The sequence below is a fragment of the Glaciecola sp. 2405UD65-10 genome, from assembly GCF_048820975.1.
Classification (GTDB): Bacteria; Pseudomonadota; Gammaproteobacteria; order Enterobacterales; family Alteromonadaceae; genus Glaciecola.
In genome coordinates this window covers 38,170-61,390 of record NZ_JBMEUF010000004.1, presented here as the reverse complement: position 1 = coordinate 61,390, position 23,221 = coordinate 38,170, and the positions used below count along the sequence as shown (strand labels likewise).

Genomic DNA, 23,221 nt, shown 5'->3' with positions numbered 1-23,221 from the left:
TTAGCCTGTATTTCTCATGCCTACGGCAATGCCCGTAATGGCAACCATCATCGCTCTTTCAAGCTCTTCTTTGTTGTCATCTTTGTAGTCAGATTTTTCTGCCTTACGAATACGGTCAAGCAATTCAATTTGTAAGTAGTGTAAGGGCTGCAAATACCCAGCGCGTATTTGCATATTATTTCGGGCACCAGGATCATCTTCCATCATATGCTCGTGGCCGGTTATATTTAGCAAACTTTGCATTGATTGGGTGAGTTCTGCCCGTAAAGCCGCACCAAAGTGCGTTAAATTGTCAGGAACTAGTCGCTTATCGTAAGCTTCACTTACTTTAGGATCTGCTTTTTGGAATACCATATCAAGCATGGAAATTCGTGAGGCGAAGAACGGCCAGTTTTCAATCATTTCTTGGACTATGGCTTGATTTTCACCAACGTTTACCTCATCCACGGCTTTCATTACACCTAACCATGACGGCAATACAAGGCGAGTTTGCGCCCACGCAAATATCCACGGAATGGCTCGAAGGCTTTCAATGCCTCCTTTAGGATTTCTTTTAGCAGGGCGACTACCTAAGGGGAGTTTTCCTAACTCTTGCTCGGGAGTTGCCACTCTAAAGTAGGGCACAAATTCAGGATCATGACGAACCGTATGACGGTAATTATCGCGGCCTTTGTTAGCCATTTCTTCAATAATGTCTCGCCATGCTTGTTTCGGTGCCGGGGGCGGTAACATTACGGCTTCAACCACGGCTGATGCATATAACGCTAAGCTGCGTTTAGCGAGTTGGGGCATACCAAATTTATATCGAATAGTTTCCCCTTGCTCGGTCACTCGGAATCCACCATCTAATGAGCCTGGCGGTTGCGAGTGAATGGCTGCTTTTGCTGGTAAACCACCACGGCCAATTGTACCGCCGCGTCCATGGAATAAGGTCAGTTTTAATTTGTGGTCTTCAGCAATATTTACTAATGCTTCTTGTGCGCTATATTGCGCCCAACCAGCGGCTAAGGAGCCAGCATCTTTGGCCGAATCTGAATAACCAATCATTACGTATTGTTGGCCATTTACATACTCTTTATACCAATCAATATTTAGTAATTTCTCCATAACTTGCGGAGAATTGTTCAAGTCGTCCAAGGTTTCAAATAAAGGCGCTACTGGCATTGGCCACGTTACACCACACTCTTGCAACAGCAACTGCACCGCAAGTACATCCGAAGCTTCACTCGCCATCGAAATAATGTAAATGCCAAAGCCATCTTTGCCGTTTTGGGCAATCACTTTACAGGTATCTAGTACTTCTTGAACATCCTCTGAGGGAGACCAATTACTAGGGATTAGTGGGCGCTTAGAACTGAGCTCTTTAAGTAGGAAAGCTTGCTTGTCGGCTTCACTCCACTCGTTATAATCACCCATTTCGAAATACTGGCTTAACTCTGAGAACACATCGGCGTGGCGCTGTGAATCTTGGCGAACGTCTAATTTAAGAAGATGCATGCCAAAACAATATGAACGGCGCACGGTATCTAGTAATTCACCATTGGCAATTACTTCCATCCCGCAATCAAGTAGTGACTGATAACAATCTAGCAGTGGTTTTTGTAACTCATCGTTGGTTGACAACCATTGGTCAACAGGTGCTCTGCCTTCTCGGGTAAGCTGTAGTTTGGCAATTAAAGGCTTAAGTAATGCTCTGTAAGGTTCTTTGACATCACCTACTTGTGCGCGCACTACGTCATTGCAATCATTCATCGAAAGTTCAGTATAAAGCTGGTTTAAATCGCTCAAAAACAGCTTCGCTGAGCGGCGGCGTGCTCGTAATAATACTTCTTGAGTGACACTTGAGGTAACAAATGGGTTGCCATCACGGTCACCACCCATCCAAGAACTAAACTGAACTGGTCTTGCGTCTAATGCTAAAGATTCATCATAGTTAACCTGTAAGTAATCATCTAAATCGCGCAAAAAGTCTGGGATGGCTTCCCATAATGAATTTTCAATTACCGAGAATCCCCATCTTGCTTCATCTACCGGAGTTGGTCTGACTGATCGAATTTCTTCAGTGTGCCAAGCCTGGCTAATAAGATCTGCAATACGTTGCTTGGCGCGTCTTTTTTCTACATCACTAAGCTGGCTCTTATGCAATTTTTGCAATTGATTGGCAAGTTGACGATGTTTGTGAATATTGGTGCGACGGGTCACTTCGGTAGGGTGCGCAGTTAATACCATATCTAATTTTAGATTTTTAATGGCACTAAGCACATCTTCTTTGTTGGCATTTACGCCAATACTTTTATTTACCGTGTCGAAAAGCTCTTCAACTGATGTGCCCGTGTCATTTGCGATCGTAAATTCTTGTTCTGCTATATTGGCAAGGTTTAAAAATTGCGCAAAGGCTCTAGCAATAGTAAGTAGCGAGGCATTATCAAGCTCAGCCAATTGGCTAGCTAAAGCTTCAGTGCTATCTAACTCTCCTTTAGAAGAGTGGCGTCCATCATGGCGTATTTTCTCGATGCGCGCTAGCCAGTCTTCACCTAATTCGTCTTTGATTGCTTCCCCTAAGGTTGCGCCTAAATATTTTACCGTTTCTTTAAGTTGGTCTGTTAAGGCTTGTTTCATGCGTTGAAAACTCCTGATTAATATGTGAGGAAAACAATATGTTAGCTGCAGCGTGAATACGCTAGGCTAGATAAAGATAAATATGTTAAACCACTTTGTCTAACATTCAAACTATATAAGTTACCACGTATGAGTATATCTACCAGCGGTTTTTATGCAGCTAATTGTGCAATCTGTTTATTCAATAAGCGATTCTCCAAAGTTTCCCCTGTGCATCGTTTAGATGCGTGTTGGGGTGTGATACACTGCCGTTTTTACTGTGATCACTATTTTAATTAGGAGACAATGTGTCAGATAAATACACTAGCGTAGAGCAACAAGCAAGTTACGGTATTGGTTATCAAATGGGCGGCCAGCTTGCGTCTAACCCTTTTGAGGGCTTAGATATTGAAGTGGTAAAAGCAGGCCTTCAACACGGCTTTAGTCAAGAAGCATCAGCTGTAAGCGATGATGATTTGCGTGCTGCTTTTAACGAAATCCATGAGCGTATGCAAGCGGCTAAGCAAGAGCAATTTGCAGGGAAAGTACAAGAAGGTACTGATTACCTAGAAAAGAATGCTCAGCGTGATGAAGTTAGCGTAACCGAGAGCGGCCTTCAATACGAAGTGATTAATAAAGGTGAAGGCGACAAACCTACTGCAGCTTCTACAGTGCGTGTTCACTATCACGGTACGCTTATTGACGGCACAGTATTTGATAGCAGCTATGAGCGCGGTCAACCTGCAGAGTTCCCAGTCAATGGCGTAATCAAAGGCTGGACAGAAGCTTTACAACTAATGGTTGTTGGCGATAAATGGCGCATTCATGTTCCACATGACCTAGCGTACGGCGAGCAAGGTGCAGGCGCTGCTATTGGTCCATTCAGTACATTAGTGTTTGACGTAGAGTTACTTGATATACTAGCGTAAGGTTCGCTACGCTATATCTATATTATTCAAGCCTTAGCGTCAAAATTGGCGCGGGCTTGTTTGCATTAGCAGTATTAAGAAGGTAAACATGTTTAACATTGTCGATTCAATTGGTTTATTTGCTGCTATTTTAACCACAATATCATTTTTGCCTCAGGTCATTAAAGTCATTAAGACCAATGACACTCGAGCACTTTCATTATCAATGTACGTGGCATTTGTTTGCGGCGTGGCACTATGGCTCGCATACGGTATAGCAAAAAACGACATGCCAATTACCTTAGCGAACGCAATTACTTTACTATTTGCTGCCACCATATTGAGTATCAAGATCAAAAACCGCAAGGCTGATAAGTTAGCTACTCGAAATTAGTCTTTGTATCTGGACAGATTTGTTAATTGTGCTAGTTTGATTACAATGCGCGCTATCTTGATGGATTTAAAACGTTTTTAGGAGTTTTTTTAATGGTTATTAAGCCAAAAGTACGTGGATTTATATGTACCAATGCCCACCCTCACGGATGTGCGCAAAGTGTTTCCAATCAGATTGATTACGTTAAGTCGCAAGATTGGCCACAAGAAGGTCCGAAAAACGTACTAGTGATAGGGTGTTCAACGGGTTATGGTTTAGCGTCTCGTATTACTTCTGCTTTCGGATATGGAGCGAACACTTTAGGTGTTTGTTTTGAAAAGCAGCCATCAGAGCGTAAAACAGGCACTGCTGGATGGTACAACACCGCATCATTTCACCAAGCTGCCCGCGCAAATGGCCTCTATGCAGAAACTCTTAACGGCGATGCTTTCTCAGATGAAATTAAAGCAAGTACAATAGAAAAAATTAAAGACAAGCTTGGCAAAGTAGATTTAGTGATTTATAGCCTAGCGTCGCCTCGCCGAACCGATCCTGATTCTGGCGAAACATTTAAATCAACACTTAAGCCAGTTGGTAAAGCCTACACAACCAAAACCTATGATACTGACAAAGATCTTATTCACGATGTGTCATTAGAGCCGGCTACTCAAGAAGAAATTGACCATACTGTGAAAGTAATGGGCGGTGAAGACTGGGAAAGATGGATGGTTCAGCTTGGTGAAGCCGGCGTATTAAGCGATGATTGTAAGACTACAGCCTATACATATATAGGCAAAGAGCTTACTTGGCCTATATATGGTCAAGCAACTATTGGCTTGGCGAAAGAAGATTTGGATCGTGCAGCTCAAGCAATCATGTCAAAGTTATCTGATAAATCTGTGCAAGCCAATGTGTCATCACTTAAAGCATTAGTAACACAAGCTAGCAGTGCAATTCCTGTTATGCCTTTATATATTTCGTTAATTTACAAAGTGATGAAAGATGAAGGTACCCATGAGGGTTGTATTGAGCAGATTGTTGGTTTGTTTTCTCAATGTTTATACGGGAACCAGCCAATATATGATGATAATAACCGTTATCGTATGGATGGGAAGGAAACCAATGATGCAACACAAGCAAAAATTAAAGTTTTGTGGGATAAAGTGACGCAGGATAATTTCCATGAGCTAAGTGATTACAAAGGCTACAACACAGAATTTCTAAACCTATTCGGTTTTGAATTAAAGGGCGTTGACTACGAAGCCGATGTTAGCCCATTAGCAAGCTGGGACTAGGTTTACAAAACTATTTTGGCCTTGGGTGATGTTAAAGTGTAAACATTATTCATCACCCAATTACGCTTTTGGTATAATTATCATAGCCTTTTGTACCTAGATAATGCTAAAATCGCGCCACAAATCAGCTGTAGATGTCTTTTTACGCAATACTGGTTTGTGATTTTGTAGAAACACTGCACACATAAACATAAAAATAATGCGCTATTACGTTGTAGTACAGGTTCTTACCTGAACTTGAAATACGTATGTGTTAAATTTAATACCTAATGGAATAGGCGCTAATTTAAACTAGCTTGATCCAGGCTAATTTAAATTGGTAACTATTTGAGAGTAGCTAATTGCATATGATTAAAATCAAAAAAGGCTTAGACCTTCCTATTAAAGGAGCCCCACAACAGCAGATCGGTTCTACCGTAACTGTGAGTAAAGTGGCTATTTTAGGGGAAGAGTATGTTGGAATGCGACCTACCATGCACGTTCAAGTGGGTGATGTCGTAAAGAAAGGTCAATTGTTGTTTGAAGACAAAAAGAACCCTGGGGTTAAATATGTCTCTCCTGCATCAGGCGAAATACTAGAAGTTAACCGTGGTGCAAAACGTGTTTTGCAGTCGGTAGTTGTTGGTATTAAGGGTGATGATTCAATTGAATTTACGAAAGTGTCTGCATCGGCTATTGCTTCTACTGACCGTCAACAACTTGTTGATTTGTTAGTTGAAACTGGTTTATGGACAGCAATTCGTACGCGTCCTTTCAGTAAGGCTCCTGCCATTGGTAGCGCGCCAAAATCTATTTTTGTCACAGCAATGGACACCAACCCTCTTGCGGTTGACCCACAGTTAGTGATTGCAGAGCGTAGCGCTGACTTTGAGAGTGGCTTAGAAGTTTTAGCTCGTTTAACAGAAGGTAAGATTTACGTTTGTAAAGCCAGTGGCGCAAATGTAAAAGCTTCTGCTAGCCAAGCTGAAGTTCACGAGTTTGCTGGACCGCACCCTGCAGGTTTAGCCGGCACCCATATTCATCATCTTGATGCAGTGGGCCCAGGCAAAACAGTTTGGCAGCTAAACTACCAAGACGTTATTGCGATTGGTGCAACGGTTACTTCGGGTGAATTAGACGTATCTCGCGTAGTTTCTATTGCTGGACCAGCTGCTAAACAACCACAAATTGTTCGTACGCAAATTGGCGCTAGCACTAATGAGCTAGTGAAAGGCCAATATGCAGATACGCCTGTTAGAATCATTTCAGGTTCAGTGTTAAATGGTGTGAAGGCGAATGGTCCACACGCTTATTTAGGGCGCTTCCATGTACAAGTTTCAATTATTGAAGAAGATACTGAGAAAAAATTCCTTGGTTGGATTACGCCAGGAAGTGATAAGCACTCAGTAACTCGTGCCTATTTAGGACATTTAAGCCCTAAAAAGCTTTTCAATATGACCTCTACCACCAATGGTTCTAACCGTTCAATGGTGCCAATTGGTAACTATGAGCGTGTAATGCCGCTTGATATTATTCCTACCTTGTTACTTCGCGATTTATTGTCGGGTGACTCTGATGGCGCGCAAACTTTAGGTGCATTGGAATTAGATGAAGAAGATTTGGCATTGTGTACTTATGTATGTCCAGGTAAATACGATTACGGCCAAGTTTTACGTGACGTATTAACCACTATTGAGTCGGAGGGTTAACCATGGGCTTAAAAGCTTTTATAGAAAAAATCGAGCCTGATTTTGAAGCAGGCGGAAAGTATGAAAAGTATTACGCGCTTTACGAAGCCGCGGCCACTATTTTTTATACGCCGGGTACCGTCAATAAGTCTTCTACTCACGTAAAAGATAGTATTGATTTAAAACGCATCATGATAATGGTGTGGATGGCAACATTCCCAGCAATGTTTTACGGTATGTATAACATTGGTGCTCAAGCGCATATGGCCATTATGTCAGGCGCTGGCGCGCTACCAGATATTTGGCAAGCTGCATTATTTACTGCCTTAGGCGGTAGCATGGATGTAAGCACTGGTTGGGCAGGTATGATGGCCTATGGTGCATGTTTCTTCCTACCTATTTACGCCACTACATTTATTGTAGGTGGTTTCTGGGAAGTTATATTTGCCTCAGTAAGAAAGCACGAAATTAACGAAGGCTTCTTTGTAACGTCGGTTCTTTTCGCACTTACTTTACCCGCTACTATTCCTTTATGGCAGGTTGCATTAGGTATCACCTTTGGTGTTGTTATTGCTAAAGAGATATTCGGTGGAACAGGGCGCAACTTCCTTAACCCGGCCTTGTCTGGACGTGCATTTTTGTACTTTGCGTATCCGGCACAAATTTCAGGTGACCAAGTATGGGTTGCCGCTGATGGATATTCAGGTGCAACGTGGTTAACGCAAGCAGCCAATGGCACTCTTGAATACACCAACGATCATTTCTGGCAGGCATTTCTTGGAAATATTCCTGGGTCAGCCGGTGAAGTATCAACCTTGGCGATTATCCTCGGTGGTTTATTCATAATGTATATGCGAATTGCCAGCTGGCGTATTGTGCTAGGTGTTTTATTAGGTGCCGGTGGATTTGGATACTTACTAAATATTATAGGCTCTGACACCAACGCAATGATGAATATGCCATTCTACTTTCATTACGTTATTGGTGGCTTGGCGTTTGGTATGTTCTTCATGGCAACCGACCCAGTATCAGCATCGTTTACCAACAAAGGTAAGTTTGCATATGGCTTGTTCATTGGCTTTATGACTGTATTTGTTCGTGCATTAAACCCTGCATTCCCTGAAGGAATAATGCTAGCAATTTTATTCGCTAACTTGTGGGCGCCACTATTTGATTACTTTGTAGCGCAAAGCAATATTAAACGGAGGCTTGCTCGTGTCGGCTAAAAAAGAAACCTTAGGAAAAACCGTAGGCATCGTAGTTGCCGTTTGTTTAGTATGTTCAATTGTTGTATCAGGCGCAGCAGTAGGCTTAAGAAGCTTACAAGCGACTAACGCAGCGTTGGATAAGAAAACCAACATCTTAAATGCAGCCGGTCTACTGGACCAAGCTAGCAATCAAGACGAAATAGCCAGTTTGTATGATGCTCGTGTTGAAGAAAAATTCGTAGAACTTGCTACCGGCGAATACGTTGAAAAGCCTTCTGAAGACTTTGATATGTACAAAGCTGCTAAAATTGGCGAGTTTAACGTTCCTGTTGAAAAGTCGAACGTTGGCTTCAAACAGCGTTCAAGTATTGCATCGGTTTACCATATAAAAAATGAAGCGGGTGAAGTATCACGTATTATTCTACCCGTTCACGGTAGCGGCCTGTGGGACTTGATGTACGGCTTTTTAGCGGTAGATAACGATGGCCACACTATTCGCGAACTCATCTATTATCAACACAAAGAAACACCTGGACTAGGTGCTGAAGTGACGAACCCAGCTTGGCAAGCCAAGTGGGACGGTAAGCAACTGTATAAAGATGGCGAAGTGGCTATTTCAGTTGATAAAAACGTGGGTAACGATAACCAGTACGCGGTTGATGCATTATCAGGCGCTACCTTAACCAGTAACGGTGTTGAAAATACGCTTGTGTACTGGGCAGGTGAGAATGGTTACGAAACGTATCTTAAAAATCAATCTTGGAAATCTTAAGGCACGAACATGGCTGATACTAAAGAAATGAAAAAAGCCCTCTTCGGGCCAATTATTGATAGTAACCCTATCGCATTGCATGTGTTGGGTATTTGCTCGGCATTGGCAATTACAACTAAGTTAGAAACTGCCCTAGTTATGTCGCTAGCACTTACAACGGTAGTAGCATTTTCTAATTTGTTCATATCGTTAATTCGTAATCAAATACCATCGAGTGTGCGTATCATCATTCAAATGACGATTATTGCTTCATTGGTTATTGTGGTTGACCAAGTTCTTAAAGCTTATAGCTACGAAATATCAAAACAGTTGTCGGTTTTCGTTGGCTTGATCATTACAAACTGTATTGTAATGGGTCGAGCAGAAGCTTACGCTATGAAGTCACCGCCGCTAATGAGCTTCTTAGACGGTATTGGAAATGGCTTAGGCTACAGCTTTGTACTAATTGTGATTGGTACGGTAAAAGAGCTATTCGGCTTTGGTACTATTTTAGGTTTCGAGATTTTACCTTTAGTACAAAATGGCGGCTGGTATACCGGCAACGGCTTACTAATATTGCCTTTTAGTTCGTTTATCTTAATTGGCTTAATGATTTGGGGTATCCGTACTTTCCGCCCTGAACAAGTAGAACCTAAGGAATAAGCACTCATGGATTCATACGTTTCATTACTTATTCGTGCCATTTTCGTTGAGAACATGGCGCTAACATTATTCTTAGGTATGTGTACTTTCATTGCCGTATCTAAAAAAGTTAAAACATCAATGGGCCTAGGGGTCGCAGTAATCGTTGTATTGGGTATTTCTGTACCGGTAAACCAAGTTGTTTACACGAGCATTCTTGCGCCAGGCGCACTTGCTTGGGCTGGTTTCCCTGATGCAGACTTGAGCTTCTTAAGCTTCTTGACCTTCATTGGTGTTATTGCTGCATTAGTACAAATTTTGGAAATGACTTTAGATAAGTTTTTCCCAGCTTTGTACAATGCCTTGGGAATCTTTCTACCACTTATTACTGTTAACTGCGCCATCTTTGGTGGTGTAGCTTTCGCAGTACAACGTGAATACAACTTTACAGAAAGTATTGTATATGGTGTTGGTAGTGGTATGGGATGGGCCTTAGCTATTATATTATTAGCAGCGGTTCGTGAAAAACTGAAATACGCTGATATTCCAGATGGATTACGCGGTTTAGGCTCAGTATTCATGATTGCTGGATTAATGGCACTTGGTTTCCAATCATTCACCGGCGTTCAACTGTAACGCGGCTCAGGAGATTATAGAATGAATCCTACAGAGATATATTTAGGCGTTGGTATGTTCATCGCCATTGTTTTGGTATTGGTATTTATTATCATGTTCGCCAAATCAAAGCTCGTCCCAAGTGGTGACGTTAAAATTATGATCAACGATGATCCTGAAAACACTATTACCACTCAACCAGGCGGTAAGTTATTAGGTGCATTAGCTGATTCAGGTATATTTGTATCATCAGCTTGTGGTGGTGGTGGTTCTTGTGGTCAGTGTCGTGTTGATATTAAAGACGGCGGCGGCGAGATTTTACCCACTGAACTTGACCACATCACTAAACGTGAATCTAAAGAAGGTTGCCGTTTAGCGTGTCAGGTTGCTATAAAGCAAGACATGAAAATTGAATTGCCAGAAGAAGTATTCGGTATCAAGAAGTGGGACTGTGAAGTTATTTCTAATAATAACGAAGCAACCTTTATCAAAGAGTTAAAATTAGGTATACCTGACGGCGAAAGCGTTCCTTTCCGTGCGGGTGGTTATATTCAGATTGAAGCTCCACCTCATCATGTTAAATATAAAGACTTTGATGTACCTGATGAATATCGTAAAGATTGGGAACACTTTGGTTTCTTTGATGTTGAGTCTAAAGTTGACGAAGAAACTATTCGTGCTTACTCAATGGCCAACTATCCTGAAGAAGAAGGTATTATTATGCTTAACGTGCGTATTGCTACGCCGCCGCCTAATAACCTAAGCTTACCTGCAGGTAAAATGTCATCATTTATTTGGTCTTTGAAGAAAGGCGATAAGGTAACTATATCTGGTCCATTTGGTGAATTCTTTGCTAAAGACACTGACGCTGAAATGGTCTTTGTTGGTGGTGGTGCTGGTATGGCGCCAATGCGTTCACACATATTTGACCAACTTCGTCGAATTAAAACCGACCGTAAAATGACATTCTGGTATGGCGCTCGTTCTTTACGTGAAATGTTTTATGTTGAAGACTTCGATATGCTGCAAGCTGAGAACGAAAACTTCACATGGCACGTTGCATTGTCTGACCCGCAACCAGAAGATAACTGGGAAGGCGATACTGGCTTTATTCACAACGTGTTACTAGAAAATTATTTGAAAAACCACCCTGCTCCAGAAGATTGTGAGTTCTACATGTGTGGTCCACCTATGATGAATGCTGCTGTAATCAATATGCTTAAAGAATTAGGCGTGGAAGATGAGAACATCATGCTTGATGATTTCGGTGGCTAGTTAGTCAGTTAGAAGTATACAGGGGCCCTATATTATATAGCGCCCCTTTTTTATTTTATAAGGAAAGCCTGATTTGAAAAACGTCATTATTTTTGTCTTTGTGCTATTTTTACAAGCGTGTGGGCAATCCAATACACCTCTTGAAACCATAAATGGCAGAACGATGGGTACCACATATACTCTCAAGTTCACGTATAATCAGCAAGCCAGCGAAAGCACGCCTACTAGAGCTCAAATCGAAGAGGCAATACAAGATGAACTTGTGCAGATTAATGCGCTTATGTCGACTTACATTGAAGACTCAGAGCTTTCTTTATTGAACAAGGCTCCCGCAAATACACCATTTGAAGTTTCCGACCAAACTGCTTTTGTAATAAACGAAGCATTGCGTATAAATACATTAAGCGAGGGAATGCTTGATATAACAGTGGGCCCTTTAGTCAACTTATGGGGTTTTGGGCCGCAATCACGCCCTGAAATATTACCAAGCAAAGAAGATTTAGCGCTTATTTCAAGGTATGTGGGCGTAGATAAATTCTCTATTAAAGGAAATGTGGTTAAAAAGGCACACAGTAAGGTTTATATAGACTTATCTACCATCGCTAAAGGGTATGCGGTTGATAGGCTAGCCTTAATATTAGAAAAACGCGGCATTAAAAATTACTTAGTGGAAATTGGCGGTGAAATGAGGCTATCTGGTACTAAGCCAAACAACCAACAGTGGTTAGTTGCCATAGAGAAGCCAAGTACAACAGAACGCAGTGCACAAAGTGTGATTAGTATTGGCAACAATGCAATAGCTTCTTCGGGGGATTACCGAAACTACTTTGAGGAAGAGGGGGTAAGATACTCCCACCTTATAGATCCAAGTACGGGGGCTCCCATACAACATAACTTGGTGTCGGTATCAGTGGTAGCGAAAAGTTCTATGACTGCTGACGGTTTAGCAACTGCCTTAATTGTTTTAGGTAAAGACCGCGGCTTTTTAATTGCTGAAAAAAATAATATTGCAGCTCTTTTTATTACAAAAGAGGGTGAAGACTTTGTTGAATACCCAACAAGCGCGTATAATGCACAAGTCAATGTAATAAAGCCTAGTAATTCCGGTCTTTAAAGTAACTTATAAAAATTTTTTAACTACAGAAGAGTTTAGAATTGAGTACATTTATTTTAGCATTTGGTTTTTTCTTATTAATGTCACTAGCTATGGGGCTAGGTTACATATTGCAAAAGAAAAGTATATCGGGTTCATGTGGCGGCCTTGGTGCTGTTGGTGTTGAAAAAGCATGTGATTGCCCTGAACCCTGCGATCGCAAAAAAGCGCGTTTAGAAAGGGAAGAAAAACGCCAAGAGAAATTAGCAGAGTGGAAGAATAATCAGATTTTGTAGACTATAAATAGCGTGTCACCTAATGGGTTTCACGCTCATTATATGCTTCTATGCTGTCGATCAATTTTGTTGAAAGATGTGAGTTTGTATTCACAACCAAATAAGTAGGCACTTCAAATAGAAATTGTTCTGCAAAACCACTATCTAGTCTTTTAAACGTATTGCTCTCATGGCTATTTGATAAATAGTAATCAATGGGTTTTTTGTAGCTTATAAGATGGTGTGTATGCTGACGTAAAAATACCATAAAGGCTTGGCGTGCGTTGGCCTTATCAATAAACTTATAGCCTTTCTTGAGTAACCTTGAGCGCTCTCCGTGATACTCAAACTTATTAATTGCAGACACTGTTTTTTTACTGAAGTCTTTTTTACTGTATAGCATTACCTCAAGCTTCGTATAGGGTTTTGTAGAAAAGTGAGCCGTTTTATTTAAGGCTTTAGTCGCCTTAGTATTTATGGTGATATCTAGCTTATTTTGATTAAAGTCATGATAAATTCTAGCGGCAGAACCGCAATAGAATTGAACCGGTAAGCGAGTTGAACTAAGCACTTTTTTGACATAATCAATTGCGTCACCGTAGCAAGAATCGTTTGTTTCTTTTAGTACAAGCGGAGGGAAAATTACTAATCCCACTCTAATAGGCTGGGGATTATAATTAAAAGGGTGTTCAGTACTACTTACTACCTTGCTATATAAAGTGGCAAATATCGCTAGCGCCAACACAATAAACTTCATCTAATCCCTTTTGTTATAATTTTTTTTAGATTAACTACTCTGCACTTTTTTTCCTAGCATTATTTTTAGAAAACACTATGAATAAACCTAAAAAAGTAGCACAATACTGTTAATTTATACAGCTATGGTGTGTTATGCGAAAGTTTATACACGTAGACATGGACGCGTTTTACGTTTCTGTTGAGGTGCGCGATAATCCTTCGTTAGCCAATAAACCCGTAGCAGTAGGCGGGAAATCCACGCAGCGAGGCGTGTTATCAACCTGTAATTATTTGGCTCGTGAATACGGCGTGCGCTCAGCTATGCCTACATCCATGGCTAAACGACTTTGCCCTCAGTTAATAATTGTGCCTGGCAGAATGCAGGTGTATCAAGCTATTAGCAGTCAAATCAGAGAAATTTTTTCTCGTTATACTCCTCTTATAGAACCGCTATCCTTAGATGAAGCCTATTTAGATGTGACTGACTGCACGCAATTTTCAGGCTCAGCAACGCTTATTGCGCAAGATATTAGAAGTAGTATTCACAAAGAACTCGGCTTAACCGCTTCAGCGGGCATTGCACCACTTAAGTTTATCGCCAAAATAGCCTCTGATATGAACAAGCCAAACGGGCAATATCTTGTAAAGCCTGACCAAATCATTCCCTTTATTGAACATCTACCACTTAATAAAATTCCCGGCGTGGGGAAAGTTACCTTTGGCAAATTACAAGAAATGAACCTAAATACCGGTGCTGATATTCGCGCGAGTGAGCAGTCTTTGCTTATTAAACGCTTTGGGAAATTTGGATTAAGCTTATGGCGTAAATGCCAAGGGATTGATGCGCGTGGGGTAGAAACAAGTCGAATTCGAAAATCGGTAGCAGTTGAGCGTACCTTTGCCGAAAATATGATTAATGAGCCTGATTTACAAGCTTATTTAAAAGATTCGCTACTACCTGAATTAGAAAGGCGTGCAGGTAAGCATTTAAAAACCAGAAAAATAGACAAGCTAGGCGTTAAACTTAAATTCTCTGACTTTCGCCAAACTACAAAAGAGCATAAAAGCGCAGAGCTAAATGCAAACGTTTTTTCAGCCTTACTAGAAGAAGCTTGGGAACGCAGAAATGGCAAAGATGCACGTTTGCTGGGCGTATATATTGGTTTTGCTGATGATACTGGCAGTGCGAAGCAACTATCTTTGATGTTAGACTAAACAAAACATGTATTTTTTAGCAGGGGCTTTTATGTCAGATAATCAAATCTCAGTAAAACTCAAAATTGGTAGGTATCAACACTATAAAGGCGGTATGTATGAAGTTATTGATACCGTTATTCATTCAGAAGATGAATCACTATTGGTGTTGTATCGCCCCTTATATGGCGAAGGTAAGTTGTGGGTTCGTCCGTATTCAATGTTCATTGAAGAAGTGCAAACCGATGCGGGTAAAAAGCCACGTTTTGCTTTTGTAGAATAAATATTGTGCCTTGAGCAAATCTTTTTTCTAAATAAAAAGGTATCAATAGCACAAAATCAACAGCACAATACACGTACAAAAAGGAAGTTAAATGAAACGACTTACGCTTATTTTTAGTTTGTTAGTTACTAATTTTACCATTGCCAACGCCACTATAGCCGACGATCGCTTTGCTGACGTTGAAGTCAAAGCTAAGGCAGTTGGTGGTTCCGTTCATATGCTTGTAGGGGCGGGAGGGAATATAGGTGTGTCGGCTGGTGAAGATGGCTTATTAATGATTGATGACCAATATGCGCCATTGGCTGAAAAAATAGCGCAAACCTTATCAACCTTAAGTGAGCAGTCACCGCGTTATATTATAAATACTCACTACCATGGTGATCATACAGGTTCAAACGCGTTTTTTCATGAGCATAAAGGCGCCACTATATTTGCCCACGAAAATGTGAGAATACGCTTAGCCTCAGCTGACAATGGAGCTAGCAAAGCGCTACCCGTAGTAACGTACAAAGACGGCCTTAAGTTTCATTTTAATAACGAGACCATTCACGTTTTCCATTTACCTCTAGGCCACACAGACGGTGATTCTGTGGTGTGGTTTGAGGAACCCAACATACTCCATACTGGAGACTTATTTTTTAAAGACATGTTCCCATATATTGATTTGGGTGCAGGCGGAAGCGTAAAAGGCTACATAAGCGCAGTTGAAACCTTACTATCAAAAATTGATGACAAAACCCAAATTATTCCGGGGCACGGTGAACTAGCTAATAAAGCCGAATTTGAAACGTTTTTAAATATGCTCAAAGCAACTCATACGTATGTACAAGCTCAAAAGCGAGCAGGGGTGTCCTTAGATGATTTACTTAAGGCCGGCTTAGACAAAAAGTGGGATGCGTGGTCTTGGCAGTTTATTAATGAAGAGAAATGGATAAAAACATTATATCCCGAATAGAAACAACTGATCTTGAAATAAGACCTTCACAAGAGCATGACTTTCCTGTGCTTAAATCGTGGTTTTCAAACGCCAAGGATTTGCTCTTGTGGGGCGGGGCTTCATTTAGGTATGCTGCTAGTGATGAAGAGTTTTTACGCTCCTTACACAAGAAGGGATATAAGGCCTTAAGTTTTTATTATCACTCAGAATTAGTAGGCTTTGGCCAGTATCAGTTGCATCAAGGCTATGCGCATTTAGGCCGCGTTGCCATTGCACCGAAGTTTCAGGGCATGGGCTTATCTTATTATTTAGTAACAAGCCTTGTAGAACAAGCAAAGATTGAGTCTGTTCACTCTATCAAACAAGTAAGCTTGTATGTCTATAAGGCAAACAAGATCGCTTTCAAGGTTTACACAAAAGTGGGTTTTGAGGTAGCCGTTCCACCAAAGGGGATAACTGCTATCCCCGCTTGCCACTTTATGCTTTTAACGTTCTAGTTACCTTAGCATTAAGGTTGCTGATAAACTTGCTCACCATTCACAAAGGTTTGCAAAACTTTGATGTTACGAATTTCAGCGTTATCAACCTCAAAATAATCTTTATCGACCACAATGAAATCAGCTTTTTTACCTGCTTCAATACTGCCTAAGAGATCTTCTTGAAACGCTGAGTAAGCGGCATCAATAGTGAAACCTTTCAAGGCTTGAATACGTGACACACTCTCAGACTTTATCCAACCTTGCGCAGGCTCTTCAAATGCATTTTGCCTAGTTACCGCTGCATGTAAGCCATGAAAAGCGTTGGCGAGTTCAACAGGGAAGTCAGAGCCAAAAGCGATTCGCGAGCCCTGCTGCAAAAATGTTTGCCACGCGTAGGCGCCTTTTAGTCTTGCCTTACCTAAGCGGTCTTCTGCCATGTTCATATCGCTGGTGGCGTGAGTTGGCTGCATGGATGGAATGACGCCGTATTCTTTAAACAAAGGTATATCTTCCACGGCTATAACCTGAGCATGCTCTACGCGGTGGCGTTCACTATTTTCTGGAAAAATAGCAAAGGTTTTGGCAAATTGCTGCAATGCTAGGCGGTTAGCTCTGTCACCAATTGCATGAATGTTTAATTGAAAGTTAGCGCCTATTATATTGTTAAACAACATTGGCAATGTTTCAGGTGAGGTGACTAATAAACCCGAATTGCTTGGATCATCGGAATATGGCTTTAACAAAGCCGCGCCCCGGCTGCCTAAAGCACCATCACCATATACTTTTACACTTCTAATGCTTAACAGTGCGTCGTCATCTAAATAATGCCCTGATTTAAGCATTGACAATAGTTGAGGATCAGTGGCTGCAAGCATGGCATAAATACGAAATTTCAATGCATTACTTTCTGCTTCTTGTATGTAAAAGTCACGAACCTGCTTTGAAATGCCTGCATCGTGCGCACTTGTTATTCCTAAACTTAATAAGTGTGCTTGGGCTGCTTCAAGTGCTCTTTTAAATTGCTTTTTACTGGGTTTTGGCAAAACATCCTGCAGTAATAATTCGGCATTATCAATTAGTACGCCGGTAGGCTCTCCGTTTGCATCTTTTACTATTTCACCACCCGCTGGTGAAATAGTATTTCTGTCTATTCCGGCAAGCGCCAAGGCCTTTGAGTTTAGCCATGCAGCATGGCCATCCACTCTAGATAAATAAATAGGGCGATCTTTAATCAGCGCGTCTAGTGTTTCTTTAGAAGGGAATTCTTTGCTTGGCCATAATACTTGGTTCCAGCCTCTACCAATAATCCAGTCGCTTTCTTCTTCGCTACTGGCTGCTTGGGCAATATAAGTTATGACTCTATTCGCGGCTTCTTTTTCTGAAGTACTGCCGCGTAAATCTACTTCCAATAAGTTGCTACCAAGTCCCAATATGTGCCCGTGCGCATCTATAAGCCCCGGTAAAACGGTTTGGCCTTCAAGGTTAACGGTTTCTATACTTGATGAAACGTCGGCGTCTACGCTTTGTATGAGGTCATCCTGTACTACAAAATGCGTAAAGCGTGTAAGCTCTCCTTTTGCATTTAGCGTATATCCGTTAGCGTTTGTGTATTGAATTGTTTTGGCTTGGGCTAAAGGAGCTACCAATGCCAATGAGCATAATGTAGCGGCGCTATATTTTATTAATTGTGTGAAACGTAGTTTGTGCAACAACATACTTATTTATCCTTGTTATAGTACGATTTATTATTAGCGTTATTTGTTCGTTTATTTTTTATCTAACTGTATCATGGGAGGGGAAATTAAATAGTCATGCGCCCATATTTTCTGCATTGATTGCGCACTTATGTTTCCTCCTGACAAAATAAGTAGCACACGCTTTTTGCTCTTTTGTTTTTTCAACCATTCGAAATTCGCCTGCATACACATAGCAGAAGTTGGCTCAACGTGTAGTTTTAACAAGTGTTGCAACCATTGCGTCCAGTAGGCTATGTGTTTTTCTGATACTTCGTAAAAGCCATCCAGTTTTTGCAAAAAAGGAAATGTAATATCGCCTACCTTGGGTGTTGCTGCGCCATCAGCGAGGGTAACAGGCGTTTGCTTAAGTGATTGTATCTTGCCACTTCGTAACGATTGCGCCGCATCGTTTGCGGCTGCAGGTTCAACCCCTATTACTTCGGTTGTGGCAGCAAAGTGCTTTGCACATATCAGGGTACCGGCACTTAAGCCACCTCCACCGCAAGGCGTGAATACAGCGTCTATATTTTCTATTTCTTTGAATGCTTCAAGAGCAGCAGTGCCTTGCCCGCAAATAATGTCAACGTGGTTAAAAGGTGGTATCCAAACCGTTCCTGCTTTTGTGCTAGCAAGTTGAACCGCTTCGTCAGCTTCCAAACGTGTACTAAATGTTCTTAATTTAGCGCCGTAATATTGCGTGGCAGCAGCTTTGACTGGCGAAATAGTATCGCTTGCAAATATCGTTACTGGAATATTGTATTGCTTTGCGGCATAGGCTACCGCTTGTGCATGATTCCCAGAAGAATTGGCCACTATTTCTTTTGGGAGTTGTCCTTTTTCTTCAAGCTTGGTAATAAAGCTAAGCGCTCCGCGCAGTTTAAATGCCCCCACATTTTGTAAGCACTCCGCTTTAAAGAATATTTCATGTCCGAGCCAATCATTAAGTAAACTCGAAGAAAAAATAGGTGTGTGTTTGACTTTATCTTTAATACGCGCATGTGCCTGCTCTATAGCCGCAAAGCAAACATCATTTGAAATAGGTAACCGGGAATTGTTGTTCATTAACGCTTAATTTGGTTTATAAATAAGGTAATAACAGCATACCGCTAATAGCCATATGAATAAACAAGCTTTCTTTATACACCAATAAAACACATTATTCTAACAACGTGAATTTTGTGCTAGTGTTCCAACAATTAATTAAGTAATACCAATTAGGAAAAGGGGTAGTATATGGGATTGTTAGATGGTTTGTTAGGTAATGCGAGTGAGGCGGATGCACAAGAAATTAATGCAGAGTTAGCTGAAATACTAGCTGATAACGAGCAAGTTGCACATGCGTATAAAATGGTGCGTGACCTACACGTGTTTACGAATAAAAGGCTCATTAGTATAGACAAGCAAGGCGTAACTGGGAAAAAAGTAGACTACTTAAGTATTCCATATAAATCTATTACGCAATTTAACGTGCAAACCAGTGGCCATTTTGACACTGACTGCGAACTTAAAGTATGGGTTTCAGGACAGTCTCAGGCTTTAGAAATTGAAATAAAAAGCGCTTTGGCGGCAGATGTTCAAAAAACCTTAGCAAATATGATGTTCGCATAAAAAGACGCTATTTGCTGCAATTAGCAGCAAATAGCATTTAACTGTTACAATCAAACTATTTTTCAGGCTGCAAGTTTCTATCAAAAAAGTTCGTAATAGTGTGATACAAGTGTATTCCCGTATTCTTGCCGCGAATACTATGCTTCTTCCCAGGGTAATCCATCACTTCAAAAGGCAAGGCTAGGTCTTGTAGGTGTTTATAGAGCATCGTACTGTGAGTGAACAATACGTTGTCATCAGCCATTCCATGATAAATTAATAAATCGCCTTTTAAATCTTTGGCATAAGGAAACACGCTTGACGCTGTATAAAACTCGTCAACTTCTTGTGGGTTACCCATGTAGCGCTCAGTGTAGTGAGTATCATATAAACGCCAATCCGTTACTGGTGCGCCTGATACACCCGCGGCAAAATAATCACTTGCCTTGAACATGCTCATTAAGGTCATATAACCTCCGTAGCTATGCCCATAAACTCCTACTCGTGCAGGGTCTACAAAATCAAAACTACGCAAAAATTCAACACCAGCCACTTGATCTTGGACTTCAATATCGCCCATTTTTCTGTAAATAGGATCCTCAAACGCTTTACCACGGAAGTTGGAGCCACGGTTGTCTATGCTAAACACTACATATCCTTTACTTACCCAGTATTGCATAAGAAAGCCGCGTTGCCCGCCCCACCTGTTGGTGACCACCTGAGCATGTGGACCACCATACAAATAAACAATAGCTGGACGCTTTGTATCAATGTTCTCAGGTGTATACATTCTGTAGTAAAGTTCTGCGCCATCTTTCGTGTTAAATGTGCCAAAGCTAGGCTCAACCCATGAATCCTGAAGGGCGTGTAGAGGATGGTTCTTATCTATTTCGTTTTTGTTTAACCAGGTGAGTCTTTTACCCTTGTTTGTATGTAGGCTTACTTGAGACGGTGTGTTGGCGTTTGAGCGATTATTAACGAAGATAGAACCATCTTTGCTGAAAGTCGCAATATTATACCAACCAAGTTCGGTAAGAAGCGTCATCTCTTTAGTATCTAAATTTAACTTATAAACATGGCTTTCTAATACGGAATCTTTACGAGCTGAAATAAAGATATCTCGCTCTGAGCGCCCACGTATACTTTCAACAACCCATTCTCCTTTGGTAAGTTGTTGAATCAACTTTCCTTCATTATTATATAAATAAAGGTGCTTAAAGCCGTCACGCTCAGAGGCCCAAATAAACGCTTTAAGGTCTTCTATGAAGCTAAGGTCATCATGAAGATTTATCCAGGTGTCGCTTGTTTCGGTTAACAAAACGCTATGCTTGTTATCAGTTAATTTGAATGCGCGCAGTTCAAGTGTTTTTTGGTCACGAGTTTGAACCTGATACGTAAGAGTATCTTTGTTCATCCATTTTGCTCTAGCCAGATAAATATCTTGATTATCGCCTAAATCAACCCACGTTGTTTTTGCTGATTCAATGTTGCTTACGGCTAGCTTTATCAACACATTTGGCGTACCCGCTTTCGGATATTTTTGGGTAATGGTGGCAATGCGATCAGCGTAAATTTCAGAGCGAGTAATTGAATCAACAGGAGCTTCATCTACTTTAGTAAATGCAATATTAGCTTCATCTGGTGACCACCAATAACCTGTATTTCTGCTCATTTCTTCTTGTGCAACAAATTCAGCCATGCCAAATTTAATATCGCCGCCGCCAGAACTCGTAATGGCGGTTTCTTCACCACTTTCTATATTTAGAATATATAGGTTTTGGTCACGGATAAATGATATGAAATTACCTTTAGGCGAAAATTTAATATCAGTTTCAAACTCAGGTGTTGCTAGCAAACGTTTTGCGCCTTCAGTACCAATCTTATGATAAAAAGCATCACCTGCTAGCGGAAATAAAAGAGCCGAGCCATCACTTGACCACGAATACTGGACTATACCACTTCCAGACAAACGCATTCTTTCTCGGCGCGCCTTTTCTTCATCGGACAGCTTTTCATCTCCGCTATGCAGATCGTTTGAATCGAAAAGTTTTTGTGTTTTTCCACTTTCAATGTTGTATTCCCAAAGGTCATATTTGTCATAGTCACTTTGCTTGCCTTTAATAAATGTTACTCGTTTGCCGTCGGGTGACATTTGTATATTACGAACGGTAGACCCAGACAAGGACGGAGAAGCATAAATACGTTCAATGGTAAGAGGGGAGTTCGCCTGTGAAGGGCTCGTTACACTAAAAAGTGCAATAAATATAAGTATAAGTCTATTCATGAGTCGTTATTTGTTGTTATGGTTAGTCCAAGAAAAGCTTAACATAAGCAAGCATTAAATGGATAAAAAATACCACGCTTTAGTACTTGGGGCGACAGGCTTAGTAGGTAAAGCCTTAGTAAATAAGCTTTGCCAAGACCCACGTTATGCACGCGTAACGTGTTTAGTGCGCGCGCCTTTGCCAATGTCAGCGTACTTTGATGAACATTCAAAAATTGAACCTTTAGTGATTAACTTTGACGAATTACAAGATTATCAAGGGTATTTTAACGTAGATCACGTATATTGTTGTTTAGGCACTACGCTTAAAAAAGCGAAAACTAAATCGGCTTTTCGCAAGGTTGATTTTGAATATGTGCATGTAGCGGCGCAACTTTCTCGCGCTCAGAGGGTCAAAAGTTTTGTATGGATATCGTCTTTAGGCGCAAATGCTAAGAGCCGTCACTTTTATTTACGGGTAAAAGGCGAGTTAGAAAATGCAATTTTGTCTATGCCTCAATTACCTAATGCGGCAGCGGTTCGCCCTCCCTTATTGCTAGGTGAAAGGCCCGAGCAACGAACTGCAGAGTCATTGGGTATAAAGTTGTTTTCAGCAGTTTCACCTATATTGCTAGGATCTTTAGCAAAGTACAAACCGGTAAGCGCACATGATGTGTCCTACCAAATGATTAATTTACAAGTTTTTTAAGAAGTTAAATCCATTGATACGTTTTTGCGTATAAATTTATTAAAGTAAAGCACCTAGTTGGTGGATATATATAAGGTAACAATCACGATTTAACTGAGAGACATATGAATCAAAGCGTGTAATTTTTTACTCCTATAATGGCAGAAGAAGGAAAGCACCATGAATATAGCAATACCGAAAGCAGTATCGAACTTGTTTGATAAAATTAAAGTAGCGCGTTTCTGGTGGGATGGCATTCAAGTCAATATTCCATTTCATTGTATATATGCCACCATTCCTGATCCAATACCCGACCACTACACCGAAATAAACGGGGTTGACGTGCCCATATTAAAGCTAGGGAAATACGAGGTGCCTATTTGGGACCCTATGCAAAAACCCCTTGCTGAGTCACCAAAGTTTGCAGTTGTGTTAACCCACCAGGAAGGCGAGCGTTTTGGCTTGTATGCTTATCCTGCTGATTGTATTGATGAAAGTTTCTATTTAAGCTACGAAGATTGGTTTTCAAGGCAGGAGCACTGATAAAACCTTGGTCTTTTGATGGTAAATCTGCATAATACGCCCCTTTTTATGGGGCGTTTTTACTGGTGATGTT

General features: G+C 41.0%; 23 protein-coding genes. 18 read left to right on the top strand and 5 right to left on the bottom strand.

The features are described from left to right. Positions 1-2,619 (bottom strand): phosphoenolpyruvate carboxylase, encoded by a 2,619-nt coding sequence (gene ppc / locus ACOI22_RS17015; RefSeq protein WP_420673342.1) that lies wholly within the window; start codon positions 2,617-2,619, stop codon positions 1-3. Between the two features lie 287 nt (positions 2,620-2,906). On the opposite strand from ppc, the gene ACOI22_RS17010 reads away from it, so the two are divergent. From ACOI22_RS17010 to nqrM, 11 genes are all read left to right on the top strand, one after another. Further along, positions 2,907-3,527: an FKBP-type peptidyl-prolyl cis-trans isomerase gene (locus ACOI22_RS17010; protein ID WP_420673341.1), complete on the top strand. Its 621-nt coding sequence runs from the start codon at positions 2,907-2,909 to the stop codon at positions 3,525-3,527. Positions 3,528-3,615: 88 nt separating this feature from the next. Continuing rightward, positions 3,616-3,900: a SemiSWEET transporter gene (locus ACOI22_RS17005; RefSeq protein ID WP_420673340.1), complete on the top strand. Its 285-nt coding sequence runs from the start codon at positions 3,616-3,618 to the stop codon at positions 3,898-3,900. A 92-nt stretch (positions 3,901-3,992) separates the two neighbouring features. Further along, positions 3,993-5,174, top strand: coding sequence for an enoyl-ACP reductase FabV (gene fabV, locus ACOI22_RS17000; protein WP_420673339.1), 1,182 nt, complete (start codon positions 3,993-3,995; stop codon positions 5,172-5,174). 347 nt (positions 5,175-5,521) lie between these two features. Continuing rightward, the gene (locus ACOI22_RS16995) at positions 5,522-6,862 is read left to right on the top strand and encodes a Na(+)-translocating NADH-quinone reductase subunit A (protein ID WP_420673338.1); all 1,341 of its coding nucleotides are present in this window, start codon (positions 5,522-5,524) and stop codon (positions 6,860-6,862) included. 2 nt (positions 6,863-6,864) lie between these two features. Further along, positions 6,865-8,067 carry an NADH:ubiquinone reductase (Na(+)-transporting) subunit B gene (locus ACOI22_RS16990; protein WP_420673337.1) on the top strand — a complete coding sequence of 401 codons (1,203 nt, stop codon included), beginning with the start codon at positions 6,865-6,867 and terminating at the stop codon, positions 8,065-8,067. After that, positions 8,057-8,821 (top strand): Na(+)-translocating NADH-quinone reductase subunit C, encoded by a 765-nt coding sequence (locus ACOI22_RS16985; RefSeq protein ID WP_420673336.1) that lies wholly within the window; start codon positions 8,057-8,059, stop codon positions 8,819-8,821. The genes ACOI22_RS16990 and ACOI22_RS16985 overlap by 11 nt, the downstream gene beginning before the upstream one ends. A gap of 9 nt (positions 8,822-8,830) precedes the next feature. Continuing rightward, positions 8,831-9,463 carry an NADH:ubiquinone reductase (Na(+)-transporting) subunit D gene (locus tag ACOI22_RS16980; protein ID WP_420673335.1) on the top strand — a complete coding sequence of 211 codons (633 nt, stop codon included), beginning with the start codon at positions 8,831-8,833 and terminating at the stop codon, positions 9,461-9,463. A gap of 6 nt (positions 9,464-9,469) precedes the next feature. After that, a complete protein-coding gene (gene nqrE / locus ACOI22_RS16975; protein WP_420673334.1) occupies positions 9,470-10,078 on the top strand; it encodes an NADH:ubiquinone reductase (Na(+)-transporting) subunit E in 609 nt (202 codons plus the stop codon). 21 nt (positions 10,079-10,099) lie between these two features. After that, the gene (gene nqrF, locus ACOI22_RS16970) at positions 10,100-11,332 is read left to right on the top strand and encodes an NADH:ubiquinone reductase (Na(+)-transporting) subunit F (protein WP_420673333.1); all 1,233 of its coding nucleotides are present in this window, start codon (positions 10,100-10,102) and stop codon (positions 11,330-11,332) included. Positions 11,333-11,405: 73 nt separating this feature from the next. Beyond that, positions 11,406-12,446 (top strand): FAD:protein FMN transferase, encoded by a 1,041-nt coding sequence (locus ACOI22_RS16965; protein WP_420673331.1) that lies wholly within the window; start codon positions 11,406-11,408, stop codon positions 12,444-12,446. Between the two features lie 41 nt (positions 12,447-12,487). Continuing rightward, positions 12,488-12,721, top strand: coding sequence for a (Na+)-NQR maturation NqrM (nqrM, locus tag ACOI22_RS16960; protein ID WP_420673330.1), 234 nt, complete (start codon positions 12,488-12,490; stop codon positions 12,719-12,721). Between the two features lie 19 nt (positions 12,722-12,740). Here the strand turns inward: nqrM and ACOI22_RS16955 are convergent, their stop codons facing one another. Beyond that, positions 12,741-13,457 (bottom strand): transporter substrate-binding domain-containing protein, encoded by a 717-nt coding sequence (locus tag ACOI22_RS16955; RefSeq protein WP_420673329.1) that lies wholly within the window; start codon positions 13,455-13,457, stop codon positions 12,741-12,743. Positions 13,458-13,591: 134 nt separating this feature from the next. Between ACOI22_RS16955 and dinB the strand changes: the two genes are divergently transcribed. The 4 genes from dinB to ACOI22_RS16935 all read left to right on the top strand — a co-directional run bounded on the left by dinB (position 13,592) and on the right by ACOI22_RS16935 (position 16,349). Continuing rightward, positions 13,592-14,653, top strand: coding sequence for a DNA polymerase IV (gene dinB / locus ACOI22_RS16950; RefSeq protein WP_420673328.1), 1,062 nt, complete (start codon positions 13,592-13,594; stop codon positions 14,651-14,653). A gap of 31 nt (positions 14,654-14,684) precedes the next feature. Further along, positions 14,685-14,915: a DUF1653 domain-containing protein gene (locus tag ACOI22_RS16945; protein ID WP_420673327.1), complete on the top strand. Its 231-nt coding sequence runs from the start codon at positions 14,685-14,687 to the stop codon at positions 14,913-14,915. Between the two features lie 91 nt (positions 14,916-15,006). Further along, complete coding sequence (locus ACOI22_RS16940; RefSeq protein WP_420673326.1) at positions 15,007-15,870, top strand: MBL fold metallo-hydrolase; 864 nt, start codon at positions 15,007-15,009, stop codon at positions 15,868-15,870. Further along, positions 15,843-16,349: a GNAT family N-acetyltransferase gene (locus ACOI22_RS16935; protein ID WP_420673325.1), complete on the top strand. Its 507-nt coding sequence runs from the start codon at positions 15,843-15,845 to the stop codon at positions 16,347-16,349. The genes ACOI22_RS16940 and ACOI22_RS16935 overlap by 28 nt, the downstream gene beginning before the upstream one ends. A gap of 11 nt (positions 16,350-16,360) precedes the next feature. Here the strand turns inward: ACOI22_RS16935 and ACOI22_RS16930 are convergent, their stop codons facing one another. Both ACOI22_RS16930 and ACOI22_RS16925 read right to left on the bottom strand, forming a co-directional pair. Continuing rightward, positions 16,361-18,046 carry an amidohydrolase gene (locus ACOI22_RS16930; protein ID WP_420673324.1) on the bottom strand — a complete coding sequence of 562 codons (1,686 nt, stop codon included), beginning with the start codon at positions 18,044-18,046 and terminating at the stop codon, positions 16,361-16,363. A gap of 51 nt (positions 18,047-18,097) precedes the next feature. Beyond that, positions 18,098-19,129, bottom strand: a complete 1,032-nt coding sequence (locus tag ACOI22_RS16925) for a serine/threonine dehydratase (protein WP_420673323.1) — start codon at positions 19,127-19,129, stop codon at positions 18,098-18,100. Between the two features lie 171 nt (positions 19,130-19,300). On the opposite strand from ACOI22_RS16925, the gene ACOI22_RS16920 reads away from it, so the two are divergent. Continuing rightward, positions 19,301-19,675 carry a PH domain-containing protein gene (locus ACOI22_RS16920; protein ID WP_420673322.1) on the top strand — a complete coding sequence of 125 codons (375 nt, stop codon included), beginning with the start codon at positions 19,301-19,303 and terminating at the stop codon, positions 19,673-19,675. Between the two features lie 55 nt (positions 19,676-19,730). Here ACOI22_RS16920 and ACOI22_RS16915 read toward each other — a convergent pair whose 3' ends face one another. Next, on the bottom strand, positions 19,731-21,938 hold the full coding sequence (locus ACOI22_RS16915) for a DPP IV N-terminal domain-containing protein (protein ID WP_420673321.1): 2,208 nt from the start codon (positions 21,936-21,938) through the stop codon (positions 19,731-19,733). A 58-nt stretch (positions 21,939-21,996) separates the two neighbouring features. Here ACOI22_RS16915 and ACOI22_RS16910 point away from each other — a divergent pair, with 58 nt between their 5' ends. Both ACOI22_RS16910 and ACOI22_RS16905 read left to right on the top strand, forming a co-directional pair. Next, entirely contained in the window at positions 21,997-22,626 is a 630-nt protein-coding gene (locus ACOI22_RS16910) for an NAD(P)H-binding protein (protein WP_420673320.1), read from the top strand. A 159-nt stretch (positions 22,627-22,785) separates the two neighbouring features. Further along, positions 22,786-23,148 (top strand): hypothetical protein, encoded by a 363-nt coding sequence (locus tag ACOI22_RS16905; RefSeq protein WP_420673319.1) that lies wholly within the window; start codon positions 22,786-22,788, stop codon positions 23,146-23,148. The last annotated feature ends 73 nt before the right edge of the window (positions 23,149-23,221 follow it).

Bases quoted from the DNA above. Each gene is read 5' to 3' on its own strand.
- ppc (WP_420673342.1), bottom strand. From the start codon at position 2,619: ATGAAACAAGCCTTAACAGACCAACTTAAAGAAACGGTAAAATATTTA.
- ACOI22_RS17005 (WP_420673340.1), top strand. From the start codon at position 3,616: ATGTTTAACATTGTCGATTCAATTGGTTTATTTGCTGCTATTTTAACC.
- fabV (WP_420673339.1), top strand. From the start codon at position 3,993: ATGGTTATTAAGCCAAAAGTACGTGGATTTATATGTACCAATGCCCAC.
- ACOI22_RS16995 (WP_420673338.1), top strand. From the start codon at position 5,522: ATGATTAAAATCAAAAAAGGCTTAGACCTTCCTATTAAAGGAGCCCCA.
- ACOI22_RS16990 (WP_420673337.1), top strand. From the start codon at position 6,865: ATGGGCTTAAAAGCTTTTATAGAAAAAATCGAGCCTGATTTTGAAGCA.
- ACOI22_RS16980 (WP_420673335.1), top strand. From the start codon at position 8,831: ATGGCTGATACTAAAGAAATGAAAAAAGCCCTCTTCGGGCCAATTATT.
- nqrE (WP_420673334.1), top strand. From the start codon at position 9,470: ATGGATTCATACGTTTCATTACTTATTCGTGCCATTTTCGTTGAGAAC.
- nqrF (WP_420673333.1), top strand. From the start codon at position 10,100: ATGAATCCTACAGAGATATATTTAGGCGTTGGTATGTTCATCGCCATT.
- ACOI22_RS16955 (WP_420673329.1), bottom strand. From the start codon at position 13,457: ATGAAGTTTATTGTGTTGGCGCTAGCGATATTTGCCACTTTATATAGC.
- dinB (WP_420673328.1), top strand. From the start codon at position 13,592: ATGCGAAAGTTTATACACGTAGACATGGACGCGTTTTACGTTTCTGTT.
- ACOI22_RS16945 (WP_420673327.1), top strand. From the start codon at position 14,685: ATGTCAGATAATCAAATCTCAGTAAAACTCAAAATTGGTAGGTATCAA.
- ACOI22_RS16940 (WP_420673326.1), top strand. From the start codon at position 15,007: ATGAAACGACTTACGCTTATTTTTAGTTTGTTAGTTACTAATTTTACC.
- ACOI22_RS16935 (WP_420673325.1), top strand. From the start codon at position 15,843: ATGGATAAAAACATTATATCCCGAATAGAAACAACTGATCTTGAAATA.
- ACOI22_RS16930 (WP_420673324.1), bottom strand. From the start codon at position 18,046: ATGTTGTTGCACAAACTACGTTTCACACAATTAATAAAATATAGCGCC.
- ACOI22_RS16925 (WP_420673323.1), bottom strand. From the start codon at position 19,129: ATGAACAACAATTCCCGGTTACCTATTTCAAATGATGTTTGCTTTGCG.
- ACOI22_RS16920 (WP_420673322.1), top strand. From the start codon at position 19,301: ATGGGATTGTTAGATGGTTTGTTAGGTAATGCGAGTGAGGCGGATGCA.
- ACOI22_RS16915 (WP_420673321.1), bottom strand. From the start codon at position 21,938: ATGAATAGACTTATACTTATATTTATTGCACTTTTTAGTGTAACGAGC.
- ACOI22_RS16910 (WP_420673320.1), top strand. From the start codon at position 21,997: ATGGATAAAAAATACCACGCTTTAGTACTTGGGGCGACAGGCTTAGTA.
- ACOI22_RS16905 (WP_420673319.1), top strand. From the start codon at position 22,786: ATGAATATAGCAATACCGAAAGCAGTATCGAACTTGTTTGATAAAATT.